This is a genomic window from Acinetobacter sp. AOR12_HL (genome assembly GCF_027855275.1).
Classification (GTDB): Bacteria; Pseudomonadota; Gammaproteobacteria; order Pseudomonadales; family Moraxellaceae; genus Acinetobacter; species Acinetobacter baumannii.
In genome coordinates, this window is the sequence record NZ_JAKTIJ010000016.1 from 142,701 (window position 1) to 162,324 (window position 19,624).

At 39.9% G+C, this 19,624-nt stretch carries 16 protein-coding genes; 8 read left to right on the forward strand and 8 right to left on the reverse strand.

Annotated features, from left to right (window positions below; translation table 11 throughout):
• Positions 1 to 6: 6 nt before the first annotated feature.
• From pgaB to MKL36_RS07160, 3 genes are all read right to left on the reverse strand, one after another.
• Positions 7 to 2,001, reverse strand: coding sequence for a poly-beta-1,6-N-acetyl-D-glucosamine N-deacetylase PgaB (gene pgaB, locus MKL36_RS07150; RefSeq protein ID WP_000632825.1), 1,995 nt, complete (start codon positions 1,999 to 2,001; stop codon positions 7 to 9).
• 236 nt (positions 2,002 to 2,237) lie between these two features.
• Entirely contained in the window at positions 2,238 to 2,579 is a 342-nt protein-coding gene (locus MKL36_RS07155) for an FKBP-type peptidyl-prolyl cis-trans isomerase (protein ID WP_000627259.1), read from the reverse strand.
• A gap of 86 nt (positions 2,580 to 2,665) precedes the next feature.
• A complete protein-coding gene (locus MKL36_RS07160) occupies positions 2,666 to 3,196 on the reverse strand; it encodes a YaeQ family protein (protein WP_001185269.1) in 531 nt (176 codons plus the stop codon).
• 188 nt (positions 3,197 to 3,384) lie between these two features.
• On the opposite strand from MKL36_RS07160, the gene dctA reads away from it, so the two are divergent.
• Positions 3,385 to 4,647, forward strand: a complete 1,263-nt coding sequence (gene dctA / locus MKL36_RS07165) for a C4-dicarboxylate transporter DctA (protein WP_000267735.1) — start codon at positions 3,385 to 3,387, stop codon at positions 4,645 to 4,647.
• A gap of 37 nt (positions 4,648 to 4,684) precedes the next feature.
• On the opposite strand, the gene MKL36_RS07170 is transcribed toward dctA, so the two are convergent.
• Positions 4,685 to 5,683 carry a CobW family GTP-binding protein gene (locus tag MKL36_RS07170; RefSeq protein WP_021511417.1) on the reverse strand — a complete coding sequence of 333 codons (999 nt, stop codon included), beginning with the start codon at positions 5,681 to 5,683 and terminating at the stop codon, positions 4,685 to 4,687.
• Positions 5,684 to 6,181: 498 nt separating this feature from the next.
• Here MKL36_RS07170 and MKL36_RS07175 point away from each other — a divergent pair, with 498 nt between their 5' ends.
• Positions 6,182 to 6,382, forward strand: a complete 201-nt coding sequence (locus tag MKL36_RS07175) for a hypothetical protein (protein WP_000761577.1) — start codon at positions 6,182 to 6,184, stop codon at positions 6,380 to 6,382.
• Between the two features lie 110 nt (positions 6,383 to 6,492).
• On the opposite strand, the gene MKL36_RS07180 is transcribed toward MKL36_RS07175, so the two are convergent.
• The 4 genes from MKL36_RS07180 to MKL36_RS07195 form a co-directional block, all read right to left on the reverse strand.
• Entirely contained in the window at positions 6,493 to 7,008 is a 516-nt protein-coding gene (locus tag MKL36_RS07180) for an acyl-CoA thioesterase (RefSeq protein WP_001142469.1), read from the reverse strand.
• A 261-nt stretch (positions 7,009 to 7,269) separates the two neighbouring features.
• The gene (locus MKL36_RS07185; protein WP_000254582.1) at positions 7,270 to 7,884 is read right to left on the reverse strand and encodes a MarC family protein; all 615 of its coding nucleotides are present in this window, start codon (positions 7,882 to 7,884) and stop codon (positions 7,270 to 7,272) included.
• Positions 7,885 to 7,895: 11 nt separating this feature from the next.
• The gene (locus MKL36_RS07190) at positions 7,896 to 9,962 is read right to left on the reverse strand and encodes a choline transporter (protein ID WP_000179780.1); all 2,067 of its coding nucleotides are present in this window, start codon (positions 9,960 to 9,962) and stop codon (positions 7,896 to 7,898) included.
• A 117-nt stretch (positions 9,963 to 10,079) separates the two neighbouring features.
• On the reverse strand, positions 10,080 to 11,702 hold the full coding sequence (locus MKL36_RS07195; RefSeq protein ID WP_000243373.1) for a BCCT family transporter: 1,623 nt from the start codon (positions 11,700 to 11,702) through the stop codon (positions 10,080 to 10,082).
• A gap of 265 nt (positions 11,703 to 11,967) precedes the next feature.
• Here MKL36_RS07195 and betI point away from each other — a divergent pair, with 265 nt between their 5' ends.
• From betI to MKL36_RS07225, 6 genes are all read left to right on the forward strand, one after another.
• Positions 11,968 to 12,591, forward strand: a complete 624-nt coding sequence (gene betI, locus MKL36_RS07200; protein WP_000166965.1) for a transcriptional regulator BetI — start codon at positions 11,968 to 11,970, stop codon at positions 12,589 to 12,591.
• On the forward strand, positions 12,584 to 14,056 hold the full coding sequence (betB, locus tag MKL36_RS07205) for a betaine-aldehyde dehydrogenase (RefSeq protein ID WP_001286303.1): 1,473 nt from the start codon (positions 12,584 to 12,586) through the stop codon (positions 14,054 to 14,056). Before betI ends, betB begins: the two co-directional genes overlap by 8 nt.
• A 95-nt stretch (positions 14,057 to 14,151) precedes the next feature.
• The gene (betA, locus tag MKL36_RS07210) at positions 14,152 to 15,810 is read left to right on the forward strand and encodes a choline dehydrogenase (protein ID WP_001021934.1); all 1,659 of its coding nucleotides are present in this window, start codon (positions 14,152 to 14,154) and stop codon (positions 15,808 to 15,810) included.
• Between the two features lie 511 nt (positions 15,811 to 16,321).
• Positions 16,322 to 17,962, forward strand: a complete 1,641-nt coding sequence (mqo, locus tag MKL36_RS07215; RefSeq protein ID WP_021511416.1) for a malate dehydrogenase (quinone) — start codon at positions 16,322 to 16,324, stop codon at positions 17,960 to 17,962.
• Positions 17,963 to 18,053: 91 nt separating this feature from the next.
• On the forward strand, positions 18,054 to 18,524 hold the full coding sequence (locus MKL36_RS07220; RefSeq protein ID WP_021511415.1) for a hypothetical protein: 471 nt from the start codon (positions 18,054 to 18,056) through the stop codon (positions 18,522 to 18,524).
• A gap of 216 nt (positions 18,525 to 18,740) precedes the next feature.
• On the forward strand, positions 18,741 to 19,619 hold the full coding sequence (locus tag MKL36_RS07225; RefSeq protein ID WP_021511414.1) for a homocysteine S-methyltransferase family protein: 879 nt from the start codon (positions 18,741 to 18,743) through the stop codon (positions 19,617 to 19,619).
• Positions 19,620 to 19,624: the final 5 nt, after the last annotated feature.

A 19,624-nucleotide genomic window follows, 5' to 3' on the forward strand; every position in this document is an offset into this window, starting at 1 on the left:
CCTCGCCTATGGCACAAGACGAGATGATTTTTCAGCAAATGCTTTATGCATCACGTTCACGTCCGGATGATCTTTGATTGGGTCATCTGGATAGTATGCAACGTGCATTGCACCTTGCTGATAGAGTGAGTGAATTGTTGCTGCCATTTCAGTTGACGGTACCTTTTCGTTGTTACGCCAGTTTGTTGCTTGTAGCTCAAAAACTGTTTTCTTAATGCCGTTTGGATATTTTTTCACGCGATCAATCATGTCTTTATAAAATTGATCGGCGTTATCGACCTGCTCCATATAAGGCATTGCCATAATAGCCGTAAAATCATAACGTCTTAATGACTCTTCAAGCGATTGTGAATACCAGTTTTCCGCATATGGTTTTAAGGCAACTTGCGCGTATAAGTTACGAGCTGTAAGCAAGAACGGTTCATATTGTCGCACGTCTTCAACAAGTTGCATTGCAAAATCATCTAGATATTTTGTCTTATATGCAGTCCATTTTTGCAAATCTTGATCGTTTTCACGGATTTTTGCCAAATCTGTTGGTAAGCCTTGTTTCGCATAAGCTTTTAATGCATCTGGGCTTGCATCTTCATAGTCAGATAATGTGACATCGTCATGGAATAAAATTCCATTGAAAGATGCTGACTTGGCCAAATCTTGATAAATCTCACGAATAGTTTGGCGTGCCTGAGGTGAGAACGGACTTAAACGGATATACCCCATATTTAAGTGTTCACCAGCTTTTGCCTGCTCTGTCACGACTAAATCTTTTGATACCGGATCAGTTTTTGGTAATTCCCAGGCCAATAGAGGCATCCAAGCATAAATACGACTTACAGGCGTACGGGTTTGAATTTGCCATGCTACGCGGTTAAACAAGTCCGCACGCATTGGGATATGACGGTTCGGGAAATATACCATATCGGCAGAGCCATTAGCATCCGGATCTGAAAATGCCTGCAAATAAACTGTATTTACACCCATCGCATTAATTCGATCTAACAAGTGACCTAAATTTCGTTCTTGTTGTTGCGGATCCGGATCATAAATATAGTCGAGATCAATATGCATGATTTTTTGCGGACGGTTGTTATCCGTTAAGTTTAATTCACGGTTCTTAATCTCTTGAGCCAAATCATTAGTACTCATTCCGCCCTCTACCAAAATACGGCTCATATTTTGTAGAGATTGTTTCGCATGATCTGCGCCATCATCAAGCGTGATGGTAATTGGCATACCAAGCTTTTTAGCAATTTGGACCGTTTGCATATTATAGCGACCATATGGCCACACCATAATACGTGGTGAACGTATACCATGCTCTTTAAGTAGCTGATTATTCTTTTTTAAATCATTATAAATACGAGCCTGATATTGGCTGTCATTTTCATAAGTTTTAGTTTTTACATCATAAAAACGTGTCGTTGCCGCCGGTTCAGAGTTCCCTTGCGGGTTGCCTGTAATACCGCGGTGTAAATGATAGCTATGGCTTGCGATTTCAACAAACCCGCTATCTTGCATTTCTTTGAGCTCACCCCAGCTTAAGATTTTATCACGTGGAATTTCTTCACCCGAAAAATCGACTTTCTGCCCTGCTTTTGGCTCTAACCATGAACCCACTACCGCAAGTACCACTGGGATTTTTTTAGCTTTAATAACAGGATATGCATTTTGGTAGAAAGACTGATAACCATCATCTACAGTTAATAAAACTGGCTTGGTTGGAAGTGCCGCCTTGCCCTGATGAGCACGGATCAACTGGTCTACGGTAATAAAATGGAAGCCATTTTTTTGCAACCAATCGACATGCTCAGTAAATTGTTGAGTGGTGACCGCATATTGAGGAATTAAGGCATTTTTAGTATCGGTAATTTCATGATACCCAATGACCGTAAGTGTTGAAGCATCTATTTTAGGTGGATTAGCTAATGCCATACCTGACAAGCCTGCTAGAGCCAAGCCAAGCGTGAGGTTCAACAAAGGAGATGCAAAGCGGGTAATCATGAAATAGCGTCTCAATAGCAATATAGATTATTTGTGTGAAATTTAAACTTAAGAACTAAAATTCACATTTATTTAGTCCTTAAGTTCAAACTGCCCTAACAGAACAGTTTTTCAGTTCACCTTTATAATTAAATAAACTGAAAATAATCTTAAATATTTAAAAAGCTAAAATATAAATATCGAATATATTTATATTTAAAGCTTATAGATAAAGTCGAGCTCTAAACGGTTTGATTTCAATCATCGCGAGTTTTTACATCAAATAATTCAATTTCAAAAATCAAATTTGAGTTTGCCGGAATAATTTTACCCATTTTGCGTTCGCCATAAGCCAAATGAGCAGGAACCATAAGTTTACGTTTTCCGCCAACTTTCATTCCCATAATGCCTTGGTCCCAACCTTTAATCACACGGCCTGTACCAATAACACACTCGAAATAATTTCCGCGGTCAAGGGAAGAGTCGAATTTAGTGCCGTCTTCTAACCAACCTGTATAGTGAGTCGTAATTAAGGCACCTTTAACCGCTTCTTTACCTTCGCCTACTTTTAAATCGATAATTTCTAATTCAGTGATCATAATATTCCCGTTCGTTTAATTTCACAGCTCAGACTTGATCTTTAGTCTAGCAAGTGAATTTGTAAAATTTGTTGCGCTTTTCAGTTTTACTGTAATTGGGTCCACACGACATTCGCTTGGCCCTTGTCACTTAACAAAGTCCATTCGTTGTCCATAACATTTAACTGAAGCTGCATGGTACGCTCACAAAGCTGCTCTAACTCTGCTGTACTTTCAGGTGCTAGCTGCCAAACTTGAACATTACTCAATGTTTTAATTTTACTGTTTCTCTTCCACCAATCTTCAACTTGTGAACCATAAGCGACAATTGCCACAGTTTTACAACGGGCACTGGCTTTTTTCACTTTATCTTCAGACGGTAAACCAACTTCAATCCAGGTTTCTAACTGTCCTGTTAAGTCTTTTTGCCAAAGTGCAGGCTCATCGGTTTCAAAAAGGTCTTTGGTAAACTCAAGGCTATCACTTGCGAAACGTGCAAAAGCCATGACACGAACCATTAATCGTTCTAAAGTTTCAGAAGGATGTAAGGCAAGCGTCAGTTGATAATCGCCATAAATATGGTCATCCATATTGGCAATATTCAGATCTGCTTTATAAATTGTTGCTTTAAGCGCCATAGTTAATATGTCCAAAAATTTGGCGCTAAGAATACTCGATTTTAATTAAAAAATTATAGAAAAAACTCAGTAATGTAAAACTTCTTATCCTCTCCATTTGCATCTTATTTCAAAACATCTAACCACTTTCAAAGTTGGCGGGCTTTTTGCTTGAAAGGGGTTGTATTCCTCTCTTGATTTGATGACTTATGTGGCAAAAACTTAAACGTAGTTTATTCCTACAAGTCCTCTGCGCTCTCTTCCTCGGTATTGCAGTAGGTCTTGCTTTTCATGATTTCTCCCTAGCTTTAAAACCTCTTGGTGATGGTTTTATTTCCCTCATTAAAATGTTGATTGCCCCGATTGTATTCTGTGTAGTGGTACTGGGAATCTATGGTGCAAACGATATTAAAAAAATGGGCAAAGTCGGTGCAAAAACGATTCTTTATTTTGAAGTGGTCACGAGTATTGCTTTAATTTTGGGAATTATTGTTGCTTATGTCTTTAAACCGGGCGTCGGTATGAATATCGATATTACTCATTTAGATGCTAAAGATTTAAGTACCTATACTGAACGTGCTCATGACATGCATACAGGTTCAGAGTTTTTACTTAATATTATTCCGAAAACATTTACTGCCGCTTTTGCTAACGGCGATATTTTACAAGTTTTACTCATCGCTATTTTATTTGGCGTTTCCCTACTGTTAATTCCTAAACATTTAGCAGAGTTGGTCCGTCAAGCGCTTGAAGCTTTTTCGGAAGTCTTCTTTAAAATTATGGGACTCATTATTCGCTTGGCACCGATTGGTGTATTTGGTTCAGTTGCTTATACCACTGCAAAATTTGGATTAGATTCACTCCTGCAACTCGGTTATTTAGTTTTACTCTTTTATGCGACTTGCATTTTATTTGTTGTCATTATTTTGGGTTCAATTTTAAAACTCACCGGACTGAATATCTTTAAATTTGTCGGCTATTTTAAAGATGAACTCGCTATTGTTTTAGGGACAGCCTCTTCTGATTCCGTTTTACCCCAAATCATGAAAAAGCTTAAAAACTTGGGAATTAAAGATTCAACAGTCGGTCTGGTTATTCCTACCGGTTATTCTTTTAATTTAGACGGCTTTTCAATTTATTTAACATTAGGCGTGATCTTTATTGCACAGGCCTGCAATATTAATCTCTCCATGCACGACTTACTGGCTATTTTATTAGTTTCGCTTATTACATCGAAAGGTGCACACGGCATTCCGGGGTCAGCCTTAGTGATTCTTGCTGCAACACTTTCTGTAATTCCAAGTTTACCTGCAATTGGTTTGGTACTTTTACTATCTGTAGACTGGTTTATCGGAATTATCCGTGCCTGCACCAACTTAATTGGTAACTGTGTAGCGACCGTAGTCATTGCCCATTGGGAAAAAGACATCGATCATGCACAAGCGAAACAAGTACTTAATATAAAAAATTAAATCTCTCATAGAGAATATTGAAGTACTTCAATGTTCTCTATTGTTCAATTCTGCAAGCTAATAGTTCAGTTTCAAATGCCAGCCAGTCATGTTCATGTTGGCTAATCATTTCAATGCGGTTATCAATGCCCTCTTCACCAGACTTATAGTTAAACTGCTCAGGATTAAAGTTAAAGGTTTTCCATCCCTGATCTGTATTAAAAATTCCCTTAATACGTAGCCAGTCTTGTTGAGCACACAACACATCGAGCAAAGCATAAAACTCAAATTTCCAACGCTTAGGAAATTTCCAACCCGCGACCATATAACCCTGCGCCGACTCGACATAATGATAAGGCAGTTGGTGAATTTCTTTTGCAACTTCGGCTTCAGTCATTTGCTTTTGCAGCTTGAGTAAAGGCTGTATAGAGCGTGCAGTTAAACGCGCAGGCACATCAATTTGCGCCAGTTCAAGTTGACCATGTTCAGTCTTTAGCCATTGTTGCTGATAAGGTTGGTATTCTTCTTTAAGCTCAACAAGTGCCTGTTCATCTTCAAAAGTCATGGTATCGGCATGAGAAACCACCACAATCTGTGCAGCTTTTAATTGGTCTTCATATAGGTTTTGCTTGACCCAATTGGTGTCATGCAAACAACTACCATCAACCACAGTCACTAGTGCACGCATAGCTAAGCTGTTTTGCCAATGTGGTTCCGTTAACTGATCAAATAATTGCGAAGGGTGTCCAAGCCCTGTAGGTTCAATAAAGAGTCGGTCTGGCTTTTGTTCACTTAACAAGCGAGCCAAAGCAATATGCATAGGAAGTTGGCTACTACAACATAAACAGCCGCCCAATAGTTCTTTGACTGCATAACCTTGATCTTGAGGTAGGAGTTGTTGATCGACTCCGATTTGCCCAAATTCATTCATTAAGACAGCCCACACTTCATCTTTCGGTTTCTGACTTAATAAATGTTGCAATAATGTCGTTTTCCCTGCCCCTAAAAACCCTGAAATAATATGGGTAGGAACAGTTTTTTGGGCAATCAGTTTCACAAGCGGCTCAAATCAACAAGGTTTAAAAACTAAGAAAGGTATATCACTGTTTAAGTAGCATGAAAATAATTTTTCACTTTGAAGATATACTTTTCAATTATCAGGCTAAACCACCAAATATGTGACGTGCATCTCATCAATTATCTAAATTAACTTTAGAAAAATAATAATTAAACGAAATATCCTATTTAAGGACATTCACAATTCATGCCAGAGTGTTTTGTTTACGTAACTAACTTGCTTTTTTTTTACTCAATACGAAATATTCTTTCACATTTTTAGCGCTCAAGTAGCGCTTTAATTTTACAGTAGACGCACATAAACGGACGTTATATTTCATATTGTTAAGATAGGCGTAATAGATTGTTAAGTTAATTGATGTAATCCCAAGCTCGGCTTAGCATGTGTCCTAGCTTAATCATTCAGCCCTATATGTTCTATGTAGGTCAGAACGATTAGGTTTGATTTATTTTTTAATGAATTTAAGGATGCCATAAAATGAAATTAGCTAAAACTTTACTCGCTACTACACTAGCTTTAACTGCTGCTTCAACTTTCGCTGCTTCTAAGCACGACCAAGCACATAACACTGCTGGTGAAGAAAAAGTTGTTGTTTCAACTCAAGAGCAAGCAAACACTGCAAATGCTGCTTCTGACGCTGTAGGTTCTGCTTCTGAAGCTGCTCCTGCAACTCGTTAATTATCTCTGCACTCTCCTCCAAGCTCAGAGATAATTTTACTGAAACGAAACAGGACGTTAAATTTCGGTGAAGAAAAAAGATCGAACCATGCTGCGGTTCGATCTTTTTTTTAAGAAGTTTTCTTATACATGCTGCAAGAAGGGTTATGATTCTCTTGTAGACGCAACACCTTACGATGTTCAGCCGCTTCAAATCGGCAACGTTTCCACTCGGTATCTAAATTTAATTTAGGCACTTCGCGTGGTTTACCATGCTCATCAACCGCAACCATAGTGAAATAACAGCTATTGGTATGACGAACGGTACGCTTTTGAATATTTTGAGCTTCCACACGGATACCCACTTCCATTGAAGTACGTCCCACATGGTTCACACTCGCTAAAAATGTAACGAGTTCACCTACATAAATAGGTTCTTTAAAATTTACTTTGTCTACAGACAACGTTACGACATAGCTGCCTGAATAACGACTTGCACAAGCATAGGCCACTTGGTCTAGCAACTTTAGAATTGTTCCACCATGAACATTACCTGAAAAATTTGCCATGTCCGGTGTCATTAAAACTGACATGGTTAATTCTGACTGATCGTCAGTTACGGTTGTCATTTCATCTAATGTAGGCATGACTCAACTCTGTCTCAAACAAGCTCAGAAAACATTATGGTTGATAATTCACAAAAAAAACATGCTTAAATCCACAACATAGCATCGTATTTTTTAATATTGTTAATTCTTTTTTTGAACGAATATTTTTTAAGCTATTATTTTTGATAATTTTTTAGTTTTTCTTAAATAAACAGTTATTGAGCGGTCAAAAATAATCAAAAGATGCTATGCCATTTTGTTCCATTTTAAATGACATAGCATCGTTTTATATGAGGTTCGCTATACTTTATGGATCAGTCCGGTAACGCCATTAATAATCATATCAACAGCAATCGTACCGATTAATAAAGCAGATAAACGCCCGACAATATCGAAATAGCGATCGATGTATTTTGCATGTTTGTAACGCAAATGATCATGTGAAAATTTCATCAGGATCAAAATACTGCATGTTAAAAACATGGTAAACCCGATCACAAGTGCCGCAGCACCAATCGACATTTCAATACCTGTCACCACAGCTGCACTAATGGTACCCGGCCCAATCATAAAAGGCATAGCGATGGTGCCAGCCAAATGTTCTGGTGCACCGCGCATTTCACCAATGGTATCTGCACCCTGAAACACATAGCGGTAACCAATCACCAAAAAGATAAGACCACCAAAAATCTGGAAAGCCTCAAAGCGTACATTCAGGTATTTACTAAAGATTGCTTCACCGCCCCATGCAAACAGCATAAAGACGATATAAGCAATCAAACTCCCCTGAATTAAAGCTTTGTTAAATACCTTGGTTTCTGAATGGCGGATGAGGCCAATCATATAAATGCTCATTAAAAAAGGATTGAGCAAAGAGAAAAATAAAGCAAAAGAATGCAGATATGGTGAAACCATGCATATTCCCCTTAAGCTTGTGGATCTGGGAATAATGGACGGTTCCCAGGGCTAATACGATTAATATGCAAGAACGTCATATGTCTTTCATATTTATCTAAAATGTCATTAATAACCTGTTCTTTACTGTAACCAACAAGGTCGTTGTCTTGAGAACCTTCATAAAGATAGGTTTCGAGACGGTAATAGAACTGTTTGCCTCGTTTTACACGCTGACTAAAGTTAGGCGCGCTATAACGGACAGGCCAAATCTGATAAACGAAGTTTTGCTCTTCTTCCAAATGAATAGTGATATCGAGGTGATATAGCGCCTCTTCATCTTCAAGTGGTGTTTGTTGCACATCTACGTTCATACCTTGCTTAATGAGTTCATCGGCAACAGCTTGAACGGCAGGTTTGCAAACGGTATCGAGCATTCGTCTGGTTTCAGTCGTTCCCGGATGATGCATAACCCGAGTCAAACGCTGTTTCCAATTGAGAATATCGACGTTACCCACCACAGGTGCCGCGTTCATACTTCGACTGGCATGCCTATAGTCTTCAAGCCTGAGCGACTTATAAAGCCCCGCCATGACAAGGAACATCACGAAACTAAACGGCAGTCCCATAATAATGGTTGCATTCTGCAAAGCGGTAATCCCGTTGGTCATCAGCATAGCGAGTGTTAATAACCCAATGGCAATTGCCCAGAACACGCTTAACCAACGCGGCGCATCATTATCAATATGGGTAAGCTTGGTCGTGAAGTTACCTAAAACCAATGCCCCCGAATCGGCAGAAGTCACATAGAATAAAAGGCCCGTCACTGTTGCGACTGAAGCAATAAAGGTAAAACCCGGGTACTGCGCTAACAGGTCATAAAAACCATGTGCCGGATTAGATAATACCGTTGCAGCTAAAGTCTGGTTGCCTTCAAAAATAACACTGTGCAATGCACTATTACCAAAAATGGATAACCACGTTAAGGTAAATAACAGAGGAATAATTAAAGTCCCGCACACAAACTCACGAATAGTACGGCCTCTAGAAATACGGGCCAAGAACAAACCTACAAATGGCGACCAAGCAATCCACCATGCCCAGAAGAACAAGGTCCAACTGCTCATCCAATCTTTAGGTTGCTCAAAAGCAAAACTTTGTAAGGCTAAGGTTGGGAAGCGAGTTAAATAATCACCAATATTTTGTACTAGCGCATTGAGTAAAAACTCGGTATTGCCCAAGAACAAAATAAACAGTAAAAGACCAATCGATACATAAATATTGATTTCAGACAAAATCCGAAGGCCTTTATTCACCCCAGATGTCACTGAAATAATACTAATACCGACTGCAATAGCAATGAGTGCAAACTGCATCCAGATATTCTCTGGCAGTCCTAATAAAACATGTAAACCATAGTTCAGCTGTACCACGCCAATTCCGCAGGTGGTCGCAATACCAAAAATTGTCCCGATGACGGCAGCAGTATCTACACTATGGCCGATGGCCCCATTAATTCTGTTCCCAAAAATTGGGTAAAGTGCAGAACGAATGGTAAGCGGCAAGTTATAGCGATAACTGAAATAACCAAGGGCCATGCCAATCAAGGCATACATACACCATCCGGTCAAACCATAGTGAAACAGCGTCCACACCATACTTTGGCGTGCCGCTTCATAGGTCTGACCTACGCCGATAGGCGGCTGCATATAATGAGATAATGGCTCGGCCACCGAGAAGAACATTAAATCGATACCAATACCTGCCGAAAACAGCATGGCAGACCAACTCAGTAAACTAAACTCAGGCTTTGAATGTTTAGGGCCAAGTTTAATCTCACCATAGCGTGAACAGGCAATGAAAATTACAAACACCATATACAGCGTTGCAGCCAGTAAATAGTACCAGCCAAAGGTTGAAGTTACCCACGCAAGGACGGTGTTAATGGTTCGATTTGCGAAATCGTTAAATAAAAAAGTAACGAGAGAAAAGATTAAAATGATTAGAGCTGAAATATAAAAAACCACACGGTTAAGCGGGTCTTTTTTAGATTTAGATAATGTTAAATCATCAACTGCTCTTGGATTATCTGTTGCCATACAATCCTCAAGGAATAGAAGAAAAATAAAATATTCAATTTAGTCTTTTCACTATTTAACAATAATGAAAAGACTGCTTTGAACGCAAAAAATATAAATAAATGTGATGAACCAAGGTTATAAAACCTCGGTCACTTTGTTCTGGTCACAATTCGATGGAATAGAAATGTCTTTTGAAATAGCTAACTGCTTTTTCGCAACATTCGGGTCAAAATCATCTTGCTTTAGGGCTTTGGCTAGACCAAACATATAAAGCAAAATAATCACAGAAAATGGTAAACCACATAACACCACTGCACTTTGCATGGAGTTAAAACTACCTGCTAATAATAAGCCGATACTTACAATGGTAATGACCACAGACCAAAAGATGCGTAACCAGATCGGTGAATCACTATCACTGGTGCCCCCTTTCGAGGACAAATTGGCGATCATTAGTGTACCAGACCCAACCGGTGTCAAAAATAAAACGAAACAAATTACAACAACAATCCCGGCAATATACGGATTAAACGGGAGATATTCGAGTAATTTGAATAATGACAACGCAGGGTCACTTAAAACCATATCACCTAAAACTTTCTGTTTTTGATTGAGAATTAAATGAATTGCAGTATTTCCAAAAATCGAGATCCAAGCCAAGGTAAAACCTAATGGAATGAGACATACACCCAAAACCACTTCTCGAATAGTTCGGCCTTTGGAAATGCGGGCAATAAACATTCCTACAAAAGGTGCCCAAGCAATCCACCATGCCCAATAAAACACAGTCCATGAACCCAACCAGCCACTGGCTTTTTGGTTGTATAAATACATATCAAAACTTTTACCCATAAAATTATTAAGGTAATCGCCCGTATTTTGCACAAGACCATTTAACAAATGGTTCGTCGGTCCTGTTAAAAATACAAATAAGAGTAAGGCATAGAGCAAACGTAAATTAATCCGTGATAACCATGCCAAGCCTTTTTCAATCCCGACCACTGTAGTGACTGTCGCCACAAACATCATGATTAAAACTGCAGTAATTAAAGTTGCAGAGTTATCAGGAATTTCAGGAATTAAATAACAAATGCCTGAAACCAATACCAAAGCACCAATACCTAAGTTGGTCACCAAAGAAATTACGGTTGCTAAAATACCAAAGCCATCGACAAAATCACCTACCAGACCATGAACTCGCTCTCCAAAAATTGGATAGAGTGCCGAGCGTAGTGCGAGTGGTAAATCTTGTCTAAAGGCAAAATAACCTAATGTCACACCCAGCAAGGCATAAAGCACCCAGCCATGAATACCCCAGTGCAAAAAGCTATAGGTCATGGCATTGCGGGCGGCCTGAATAGTACCTGCCTCACCTTCTGGCGGTCTTAGAAAATGGTCAACAGGTTCAGCAACACCATAATAAAGTAATGCGATACCAATACCTGCCGAAAACAGCATTGAGGTCCAAGCCAAATAACCAAACTCAGGTTTGTCGTGGTCTTTTCCTAAAGGAATCTGTCCTACTTTTGAGAAGGCAAGCCAAGCCACAAAGCCTAAACACAGCACAATCACCAACATGTAATACCACCCGAAAAAGTGGTTTACCTGCTCTTGCACATAGGTCAGCCAAAACTGACTTTTTTCTGGAAACAGCACAAATAATAGGCCAAAAATGCCGATACTGACTGCCGAACTCCAAAATACAAAACGATTTAACCGAATATGGTCTGAAGAATATCCATCACTTTTCAACACCATCTTATTGCTCCTTGCAATCGGTGTATTTTTTCCAAAATAACGTGATAAGTACCGGACTTATGCGCATCATCCTATCCGTAAGAACTTCTGATTCTATCTCTTCTACCCCGAAGTAAGATTCAAAAATTCATTGATTTTTACACATCATACTTGTTATTGATTGAACGTTCAATCAATAACAAGTATGATAAAAAAAGTGCTATGATGCTCTGCAAGTTAACATGCTGAATTTAAAGCACCCGTAAAAGTGCTGATGTGGACAATCATGACAAAACGCAGAGTAAAACCAGAGCATGTGCGCCGTGAAGAGATTATGAACGCTGCACTCGACGTAATTTATGAAGTGGGGTTATCCAATACCACCATTGCACAAATTGCAAAAAAAGCCGAGTTGTCGACCGGTATTGTCAGCCATTACTTTGGCGACAAACAGGGGTTAATAAATACCTGTATGCAAGAAATGCTCAATGTTTTACGTCGGAAAACCGAACAATACAGAGCAGAAGCAGATTCGCATCCGGAAAGCCAGATTAAGGCAATTATTGACTCTAACTTTGACATTAGTCAGGTAAATGAAAAAGCAATGCGGGTCTGGTTAGACTTTTGGTCTGCAAGCATGCATGTACCGGACCTGAGCCGTTTGCAAAAGATTAATGATCAACGCCTGTATTCCAACTTGAAGTTTTATTTTCTCAAGTTAATGGATGAACAACAGGCCAGTGTTGCCGCAAGAGGTCTGGCAGCATTGATTGATGGATTATGGCTACGTGGCAGTTTAAGCCGTCACAATGAATTTGACAGCGAACTGGCCCGTTCCATTGCTTACGATTATGTAAAAACGCAATTGCAATTTGCGAACAAGCCTTTGCAGGAGAGACAAAATGAGTGATGTACAAGTTCATCAATTGTATATCCATGGACGCTACGTTGAAGCAACCAGTGGTAAAACATTTAATAGTATTAACCCTGCCAACGGCGAAATTATCGCGACTCTTCAACAGGCATCTGAACAAGATATTGAAGCTGCTGTAAAAAGTGCCCAACAAGGACAAAAAATCTGGGCAGCCATGACCGCTATGGAGCGCTCACGTATTTTACGCCGTGCTGTCGATATTCTCCGTGAACGTAATGATGAGCTTGCCCGTCTTGAAACACTCGACACAGGTAAAGCTTACAGCGAAACATCTACCGTCGATATTGTGACTGGTGCAGATGTACTCGAATACTACGCAGGACTTGCAACAGCTATTCAGGGCGAACAAGTTCCGCTTCGCGAATCAAGTTTCTTTTATACACGCCGCGAACCTTTAGGCGTAGTTGCAGGTATTGGTGCCTGGAACTATCCAATTCAAATAGCTTTATGGAAATCTGCCCCTGCCCTTGCTGCCGGCAATGCCATGATTTTCAAGCCAAGCGAAACAACCCCACTTACTGCATTAAAACTTGCAGAAATCTATACAGAAGCTGGTTTACCAGACGGCGTATTTAACGTGGTACAAGGTGCCGGTCGTGAAATTGGTCAATGGCTCACAGAACATCCTGTGATTGAAAAAATCTCATTCACGGGTGGCGTAGAGACTGGCAAAAAAGTGATGGCAAGTGCTGCTGGCTCTACACTAAAAGAAGTGACTATGGAGCTTGGTGGGAAGTCGCCACTGATTATTTGTGAAGATGCTGACCTTAACCGTGCCGCAGACATTGCGGTTATGGCGAACTTCTTTAGTTCAGGTCAAGTATGTACCAACGGTACGCGCGTATTTGTTCCAAAATCACGTTTAGCTGACTTTGAAAAAGCGGTTGTAGAGCGTGTAAAACGTATTCGCATTGGTGACCCAATGGCTGAAGACACAAACTTCGGCCCGCTCACTAGCTTCCCTCATATGGAAAAAGTATTGTCTTTCATTGAGTCAGGCAAACAACAAGGCGCTAAAGTATTAATCGGTGGCGGTCGTGCGACCGAAGGCGAGCTTGCCAAAGGCGCTTATGTACTACCGACTGTATTTAGCGACTGCACTGACCAAATGGCGATTGTTCAAGAAGAAATTTTTGGACCTGTCATGAGCATCTTAAGCTATGAAACCGAAGAAGAAGTGATTCAACGTGCCAACGACACGACCTTTGGTTTAGCTGCCGGTGTGGTCACTCAAGATATTAGCCGCGCTCATCGCATTATTCACCAAATTGAAGCTGGTATTTGCTGGATTAACACTTGGGGTGAATCACCTGCCGAAATGCCAGTCGGTGGCTACAAGCAATCTGGTGTGGGCCGCGAAAATGGCTTAACCACGCTTGGGCACTATACCCGTATCAAATCTATTCAAGTTGAACTTGGCGATTATCAAAGCATTTTTTAATGCCTCAATCGCTCTAAAACCTTCAACCTAAATCACATATGCCGAGCAGTCTTTATAGATTGCTCAGGCAAACTGTTAGTAAAAAAAGGATAGTTATGAATATTAAAGAATATGATTACATTATTATTGGCGCAGGATCTGCCGGAAATGTACTCGCTGCGCGTCTTACTGAAGACAAAGATACCACCGTTTTACTGCTAGAAGCAGGTGGACCAGATTATCGCTTGGATTTCCGTACACAAATGCCGGCAGCTTTGGCCTACCCTCTTCAAGGTCGTCGCTATAACTGGGCTTATTTAACTGACCCAGAGCCACACATGAACAACCGTCGTATGGAATGTGGTCGTGGTAAAGGCTTAGGTGGCTCATCTTTAATTAATGGTATGTGCTATATCCGCGGTAACGCAATGGATTTAGAACAATGGGCGACCCATAAAGGCCTTGAAAACTGGACTTATGCCGACTGTTTGCCTTACTACAAAAAAGCCGAGACTCGTGACATTGGTGGCAACGACTACCATGGTGATAGCGGCCCTGTATCAGTGGCTACACCAAAAAATGGCAACAACGTGCTGTTCCATGCCATGGTTGAAGCAGGTGTACAAGCAGGTTACCCACGTACTGACGATTTAAACGGTTATCAGCAAGAAGGTTTTGGTCCAATGGACCGTACGGTTACGCCTAAAGGCCGCCGTTCAAGTACCGCACGTGGTTATTTGGATATGGCAAAAGGTCGTCCAAACCTCACTATTTTAACTCACGCGACGACCAACAAAATCTTGTTTAATCAAAAGCAAGCAATTGGTGTTGAATATATTATTGGTGCTGATCAAAACAACTTGCAACGTGCCTTGGTTAAACGTGAAGTATTACTTTGTGCAGGCGCAATTGCGTCACCGCAAATTTTACAGCGTTCAGGTGTAGGTCAAAGTACCTTCTTAAAATCAATGGACATTGATGTGGTTCATGATTTGCCAGGCGTGGGTGAAAACTTGCAAGATCACTTGGAAATGTACTTACAGTATAAATGTAAGCAACCCGTTTCTTTATACCCTGCTTTAAAATGGTATAACCAACCTGCCATTGGTGCCGAGTGGTTATTCAATGGTACAGGTATTGGCGCAAGTAACCAGTTTGAAGCGGGTGGATTTATCCGTAGTTCGGATGAGTTTAAGTGGCCAAACATTCAATACCACTTCTTGCCAGTAGCTATTAACTACAACGGTAGTAATGCAGTAAAAGAACATGGCTTCCAAGCACACGTGGGTTCAATGCGTTCGCCTTCACGCGGTCGTATCAAACTTAAATCGAAAGACCCGTTTGCGCATCCAAGTATCTTGTTTAACTACATGTCGACTGAACAAGACTGGCGTGAGTTCCGTGATGCAATCCGTATCACGCGTGAAATCATGCATCAACCTGCTCTTGACCCATATCGTGGTGATGAAATTAGCCCGGGCAAACATTTGCAGACAGATGCAGAGCTTGATGACTTTGTTCGTAACCATGCAGAAACAGCTTACCACCCGTCTTGTAGCTGTAAGATGGGCGAAGACGAAATGGCTGTTGTAGATGGTCAAGGCCGTGTACACGGTATGAATGGTTTGCGTGTAGTTGATGCCTCAATTATGCCGCTGATTATTACCGGCAACTTAAATGCAACCACCATTATGATTGCCGAGAAAATTGCAGACCAAATTCGTGGACGCGAAGCGTTACCACGTTCGACTGCACCATTCTATGTAGCATCATAAAATCTTAAAGGGCATATTTCTTATGCAGGAATATGCCCTTAATCTATTATTTATAGCACTCATATTAATAAGAAGTATGTATGACAGAAAAATAAGGTCATGCAAGGATATTAATTACATCAATAGGTCATAAATTAAAAATTCACCTATTTTTATCGAAGCATATCCTTCAAATGGCTTAAGTTTAACCAAATTTATTTTATTAATTTATTTTCAATTACTTACAATAAAATTAAAACTAAAAATAATCTTATAAAAGTTTAATTTGATCAAATATAAATCATATTTATGATTTTAATAGAACCCATTTATTATAAAAATTGTATTGTCAATGCAAAATTAGTCTAAAATATAGAGTGTTTGCGATAATCCCAAGTAATTTTTCTTTTTTCAAAGTTCTCTGTTTTGGAGAATTTTACTTTCGCATTTATATCCGTTTTGTCTGGATACGCTGTCTAGGTTTCCTCACACCTTAAGTGACTCAAATAACTTATTTTAAGGTCCCCCTTACATGAAAAAGTTTTTGAAATACCTTCTGGTATTAATCATTCTTATTTTAATTGCGGGTATTGTTTTCTTGTTTAGACCGATTGCGTCAAAACAAGTACAAACTGCAAAAGATGAGCCAGTTGTTGATGCTGTTCTTGTTGGCGGCGGTATCATGAGTGCCACTCTCGGTACTTATTTCACTGAGCTTGAACCGAATTGGCAAATTCGTATGTTTGAGCGTCTTGACCAAGTTGCTCAAGAAAGTTCAAACGGCTTTAACAATGCCGGAACAGGCCACTCTGGCTTTATGGAAATGAACTATACCGAAGAGAAAAACGGTAAGATGGAAATTGCCAAAGCTGAAAAAGTTGCTTCTCAGTTCGAAGTTGCTAAACAGTTCTGGTCATATCAGGTAAAACAAGGCGTTTTAGCTGAACCAAAAACATTCATTAACCCAGTTCCACACATTGCTTTCGTTTGGGGCGATAACGTTAAATTCTTAGAAAAACGTTATGCTGCCATGATTCAAAGCCCGCTTTTCAAAGGCATGAAATTTACTGAAGACCCAGCTGTAATTAAACAATGGGCGCCTTTAGTCATGACCGATCGTGATCCAACTCAAAAAGTTGCAGCGACTCGTATGGAAGTTGGTTCTGACGTGAACTATGGTTCAATCACTAAACAATTAGTGAATCACTTAAACCAAAACCCTAACTTCAAATTACAGACTTCAACTGAAGTGACTGGCATCAGCCAAAATGATGACAAAACTTGGACGGTGTCTTTCAAAAATTTGAAAACTGGTAAAATAGACCACGTTAAAACGCGTTTTGTATTTATCGGTGCAGGCGGTGCAGCGGTTAAATTATTGCAACTTACTGGTTTACCAGAAGCGAAACAATATGCTGGCTTCCCTGTAGGTGGTGAGTTCTTAATTACTGACAACCCAGCAATTACTGCTCAGCACACAGCGAAAGTATATGGTCGTGCGGAACTTGGTGCGCCTCCAATGTCTGTACCACATATTGATACACGTTATATCGACGGTAAAAAATATGTATTGTTTGGACCATTTGCAACGTATTCAAACAAGTTCCTGAAAAACGGTTCTCAACTTGACTTACTTGCTTCAACAAACAAAAGCAATGTTTTACCAATGACCACTGTTGGCTTGGAAAACCTTGATCTTGTTAAATATTTGGTGAGCCAAGTGATGATGTCAGATGAAGACCGTCTCAATGAACTTCGTAAATACTACCCAGATGCGAAAGCTGAAGACTGGCGTTTAAGCCAAGGTGGTCAACGTGTTCAGATCATCAAAAAAGAACCGGGTAAACCTGCAACGCTTCAATTCGGTACAGAAATCTTTGCGTCTAAAGATGGTGCTGTAACTGCATTGTTAGGTGCGTCTCCGGGTGCTTCGACTTCTCCATACATCATGCTTAACTTGCTTGAAAAAGCTTTCCCTCAGCAAACTGAAGGTAAGTGGAACCAGAAGCTTCATGAAATTGTGGTTTCTTATAAACAAGACTTAAGCAAAGACCCTGTGTTACTCGACAAAGTTCGTCAGTACACAAGCTCTACACTTGGCTTGAACTATACATCTCCGTTCAAAGCTGCAAACGATGAAACTGCTGCTGCCCCTGTTGCAAAAGCAAACTAAGTTTGACGATGTATAAGTAAAATATCAAAAGGATGAATTTCGATTCGTCCTTTTGTTTTTTAAGACTTCTGTTGAAATATTTAGACTTGCCATGACGCCTTTAAAATCATCACCTCGCCTCTTACCGTTTTGTTTTAAGCTCGTGCTTGTTTTGCTACTGGCTTATCTTTTGTTAAGCGGGTTTTATATGTGGATGATTGGTGGTACAGCCATTTATGTCAGCTCAGCCGTGTTATTTGTCATTACTGCCTATTCTTTTAAGCTCGGTAAATATCAAAAACTGTGTTCTGTTTTAAATGTGCTCATAAGCGCACTCGCGTTATATTTCAGCACGGCTCATCTATTTTTCTCCCCTATCCAGTTCTTTATATTTTTACCTGCGCTATTTTTTGTTGTGTTGGCTTTTACTCAAGTAAGTAAAGTTCGTAGTTTATCTAAAGTACTCATATTAATTAGTTTATTGATTTGGTCAGGCGTACATTTTACGCAGCTTGAACAACTTAAAGCGTATTATCAAACACAGCATACTGGTGAAAGCTGGCAGCAATACGGCGCGCTATAAGACTATTTTTAATTTTTATGCTTCATGAATATCTATTTTCTTTTTCACATGAAGTTCATCAGTAAAACTGAACAGCATTTACAGAATTCCTTTTAAGAAAAAATATTCATAACAATCTAATTTATTTAGAAATATATCGAGCATATTAGCGATTGAATAGCATTCATCTACACGCTAGATTAGCTGAATTATTTTTCTCCCTTTACGTTGTAATTTATGAAAATTTTAGATGGCGGTTTAGGCCGTGAATTGGCTCGCCGTGGCGCTCCGTTTCGTCAACCAGAGTGGTCTGCGCTTGCACTCATTGAAGCACCTGAAACAGTAAAAGAAGTCCATCTCGACTTTATCAACGCTGGTGCAGAAGTCATTACAACCAATAACTATGCGGTTGTGCCATTTCATATTGGTCAAGAACGTTTTGAAACTGATGGCGTGCGTTTAATTAAAGTTGCGATTGAACAAGCAAAAAATGCAGTTAAAGAAAGCGGCAAAAATGTCAAAATCGCAGGCTGTTTACCACCATTATTTGGTTCTTACCGCGCCGACTTGTTCCAACCGGAACAGGCTAAAAACCTTGCTGAGCCAATTATTAACACATTGGCACCAGAAGTAGATTTCTGGCTCGCTGAAACTCAATCATGCTTAAAAGAAGTTGAAACAATCCATGCGTTATTGCCACAAGATGGTAAAGACTATTGGGTGTCATTTACGCTGCAAGATGAAATTAAACAAGAACAAGCACTCCTTCGTTCAGGCGAAAATATGCAGCAAGTGGCTGATTTCATCAAACAATCAAATGCCAAAGCGGTGTTGTTTAACTGCTGCCAACCTGAAGTGATCTTGCAAGCAATTAATGAAATTAAAGGACTCATTCCTGAGTCTGTGCAAATTGGTGCTTATGCCAACGCTTTCCCACCGCAAGATGAAAGCGCTACTGCTAACGATGGCCTTGATGAAATTCGTAAAGACCTAGATGCTCCTGCTTATCTTGCTTTTGCCAAACAATGGCAGCAAGCAGGTGCAAGTTTAGTGGGCGGTTGCTGTGGTATTGGACCAGAACACATTGCTGAACTTTCTCAATTTTTTAAAGAATAAATACC

What these genes read in the sequence shown, in the direction of transcription:
- pgaB (WP_000632825.1), bottom strand. Translation starts at nt 2,001, where the DNA reads ATGATTACCCGCTTTGCATCTCCTTTGTTGAACCTCACGCTTGGCTTG.
- MKL36_RS07155 (WP_000627259.1), bottom strand. Translation starts at nt 2,579, where the DNA reads ATGATCACTGAATTAGAAATTATCGATTTAAAAGTAGGCGAAGGTAAA.
- MKL36_RS07160 (WP_001185269.1), bottom strand. Translation starts at nt 3,196, where the DNA reads ATGGCGCTTAAAGCAACAATTTATAAAGCAGATCTGAATATTGCCAAT.
- dctA (WP_000267735.1), top strand. Translation starts at nt 3,385, where the DNA reads ATGTGGCAAAAACTTAAACGTAGTTTATTCCTACAAGTCCTCTGCGCT.
- MKL36_RS07175 (WP_000761577.1), top strand. Translation starts at nt 6,182, where the DNA reads ATGAAATTAGCTAAAACTTTACTCGCTACTACACTAGCTTTAACTGCT.
- MKL36_RS07180 (WP_001142469.1), bottom strand. Translation starts at nt 7,008, where the DNA reads ATGCCTACATTAGATGAAATGACAACCGTAACTGACGATCAGTCAGAA.
- MKL36_RS07185 (WP_000254582.1), bottom strand. Translation starts at nt 7,884, where the DNA reads ATGGTTTCACCATATCTGCATTCTTTTGCTTTATTTTTCTCTTTGCTC.
- MKL36_RS07190 (WP_000179780.1), bottom strand. Translation starts at nt 9,962, where the DNA reads ATGGCAACAGATAATCCAAGAGCAGTTGATGATTTAACATTATCTAAA.
- MKL36_RS07195 (WP_000243373.1), bottom strand. Translation starts at nt 11,702, where the DNA reads ATGGTGTTGAAAAGTGATGGATATTCTTCAGACCATATTCGGTTAAAT.
- betI (WP_000166965.1), top strand. Translation starts at nt 11,968, where the DNA reads ATGACAAAACGCAGAGTAAAACCAGAGCATGTGCGCCGTGAAGAGATT.
- betB (WP_001286303.1), top strand. Translation starts at nt 12,584, where the DNA reads ATGAGTGATGTACAAGTTCATCAATTGTATATCCATGGACGCTACGTT.
- betA (WP_001021934.1), top strand. Translation starts at nt 14,152, where the DNA reads ATGAATATTAAAGAATATGATTACATTATTATTGGCGCAGGATCTGCC.
- mqo (WP_021511416.1), top strand. Translation starts at nt 16,322, where the DNA reads ATGAAAAAGTTTTTGAAATACCTTCTGGTATTAATCATTCTTATTTTA.
- MKL36_RS07220 (WP_021511415.1), top strand. Translation starts at nt 18,054, where the DNA reads ATGACGCCTTTAAAATCATCACCTCGCCTCTTACCGTTTTGTTTTAAG.
- MKL36_RS07225 (WP_021511414.1), top strand. Translation starts at nt 18,741, where the DNA reads ATGAAAATTTTAGATGGCGGTTTAGGCCGTGAATTGGCTCGCCGTGGC.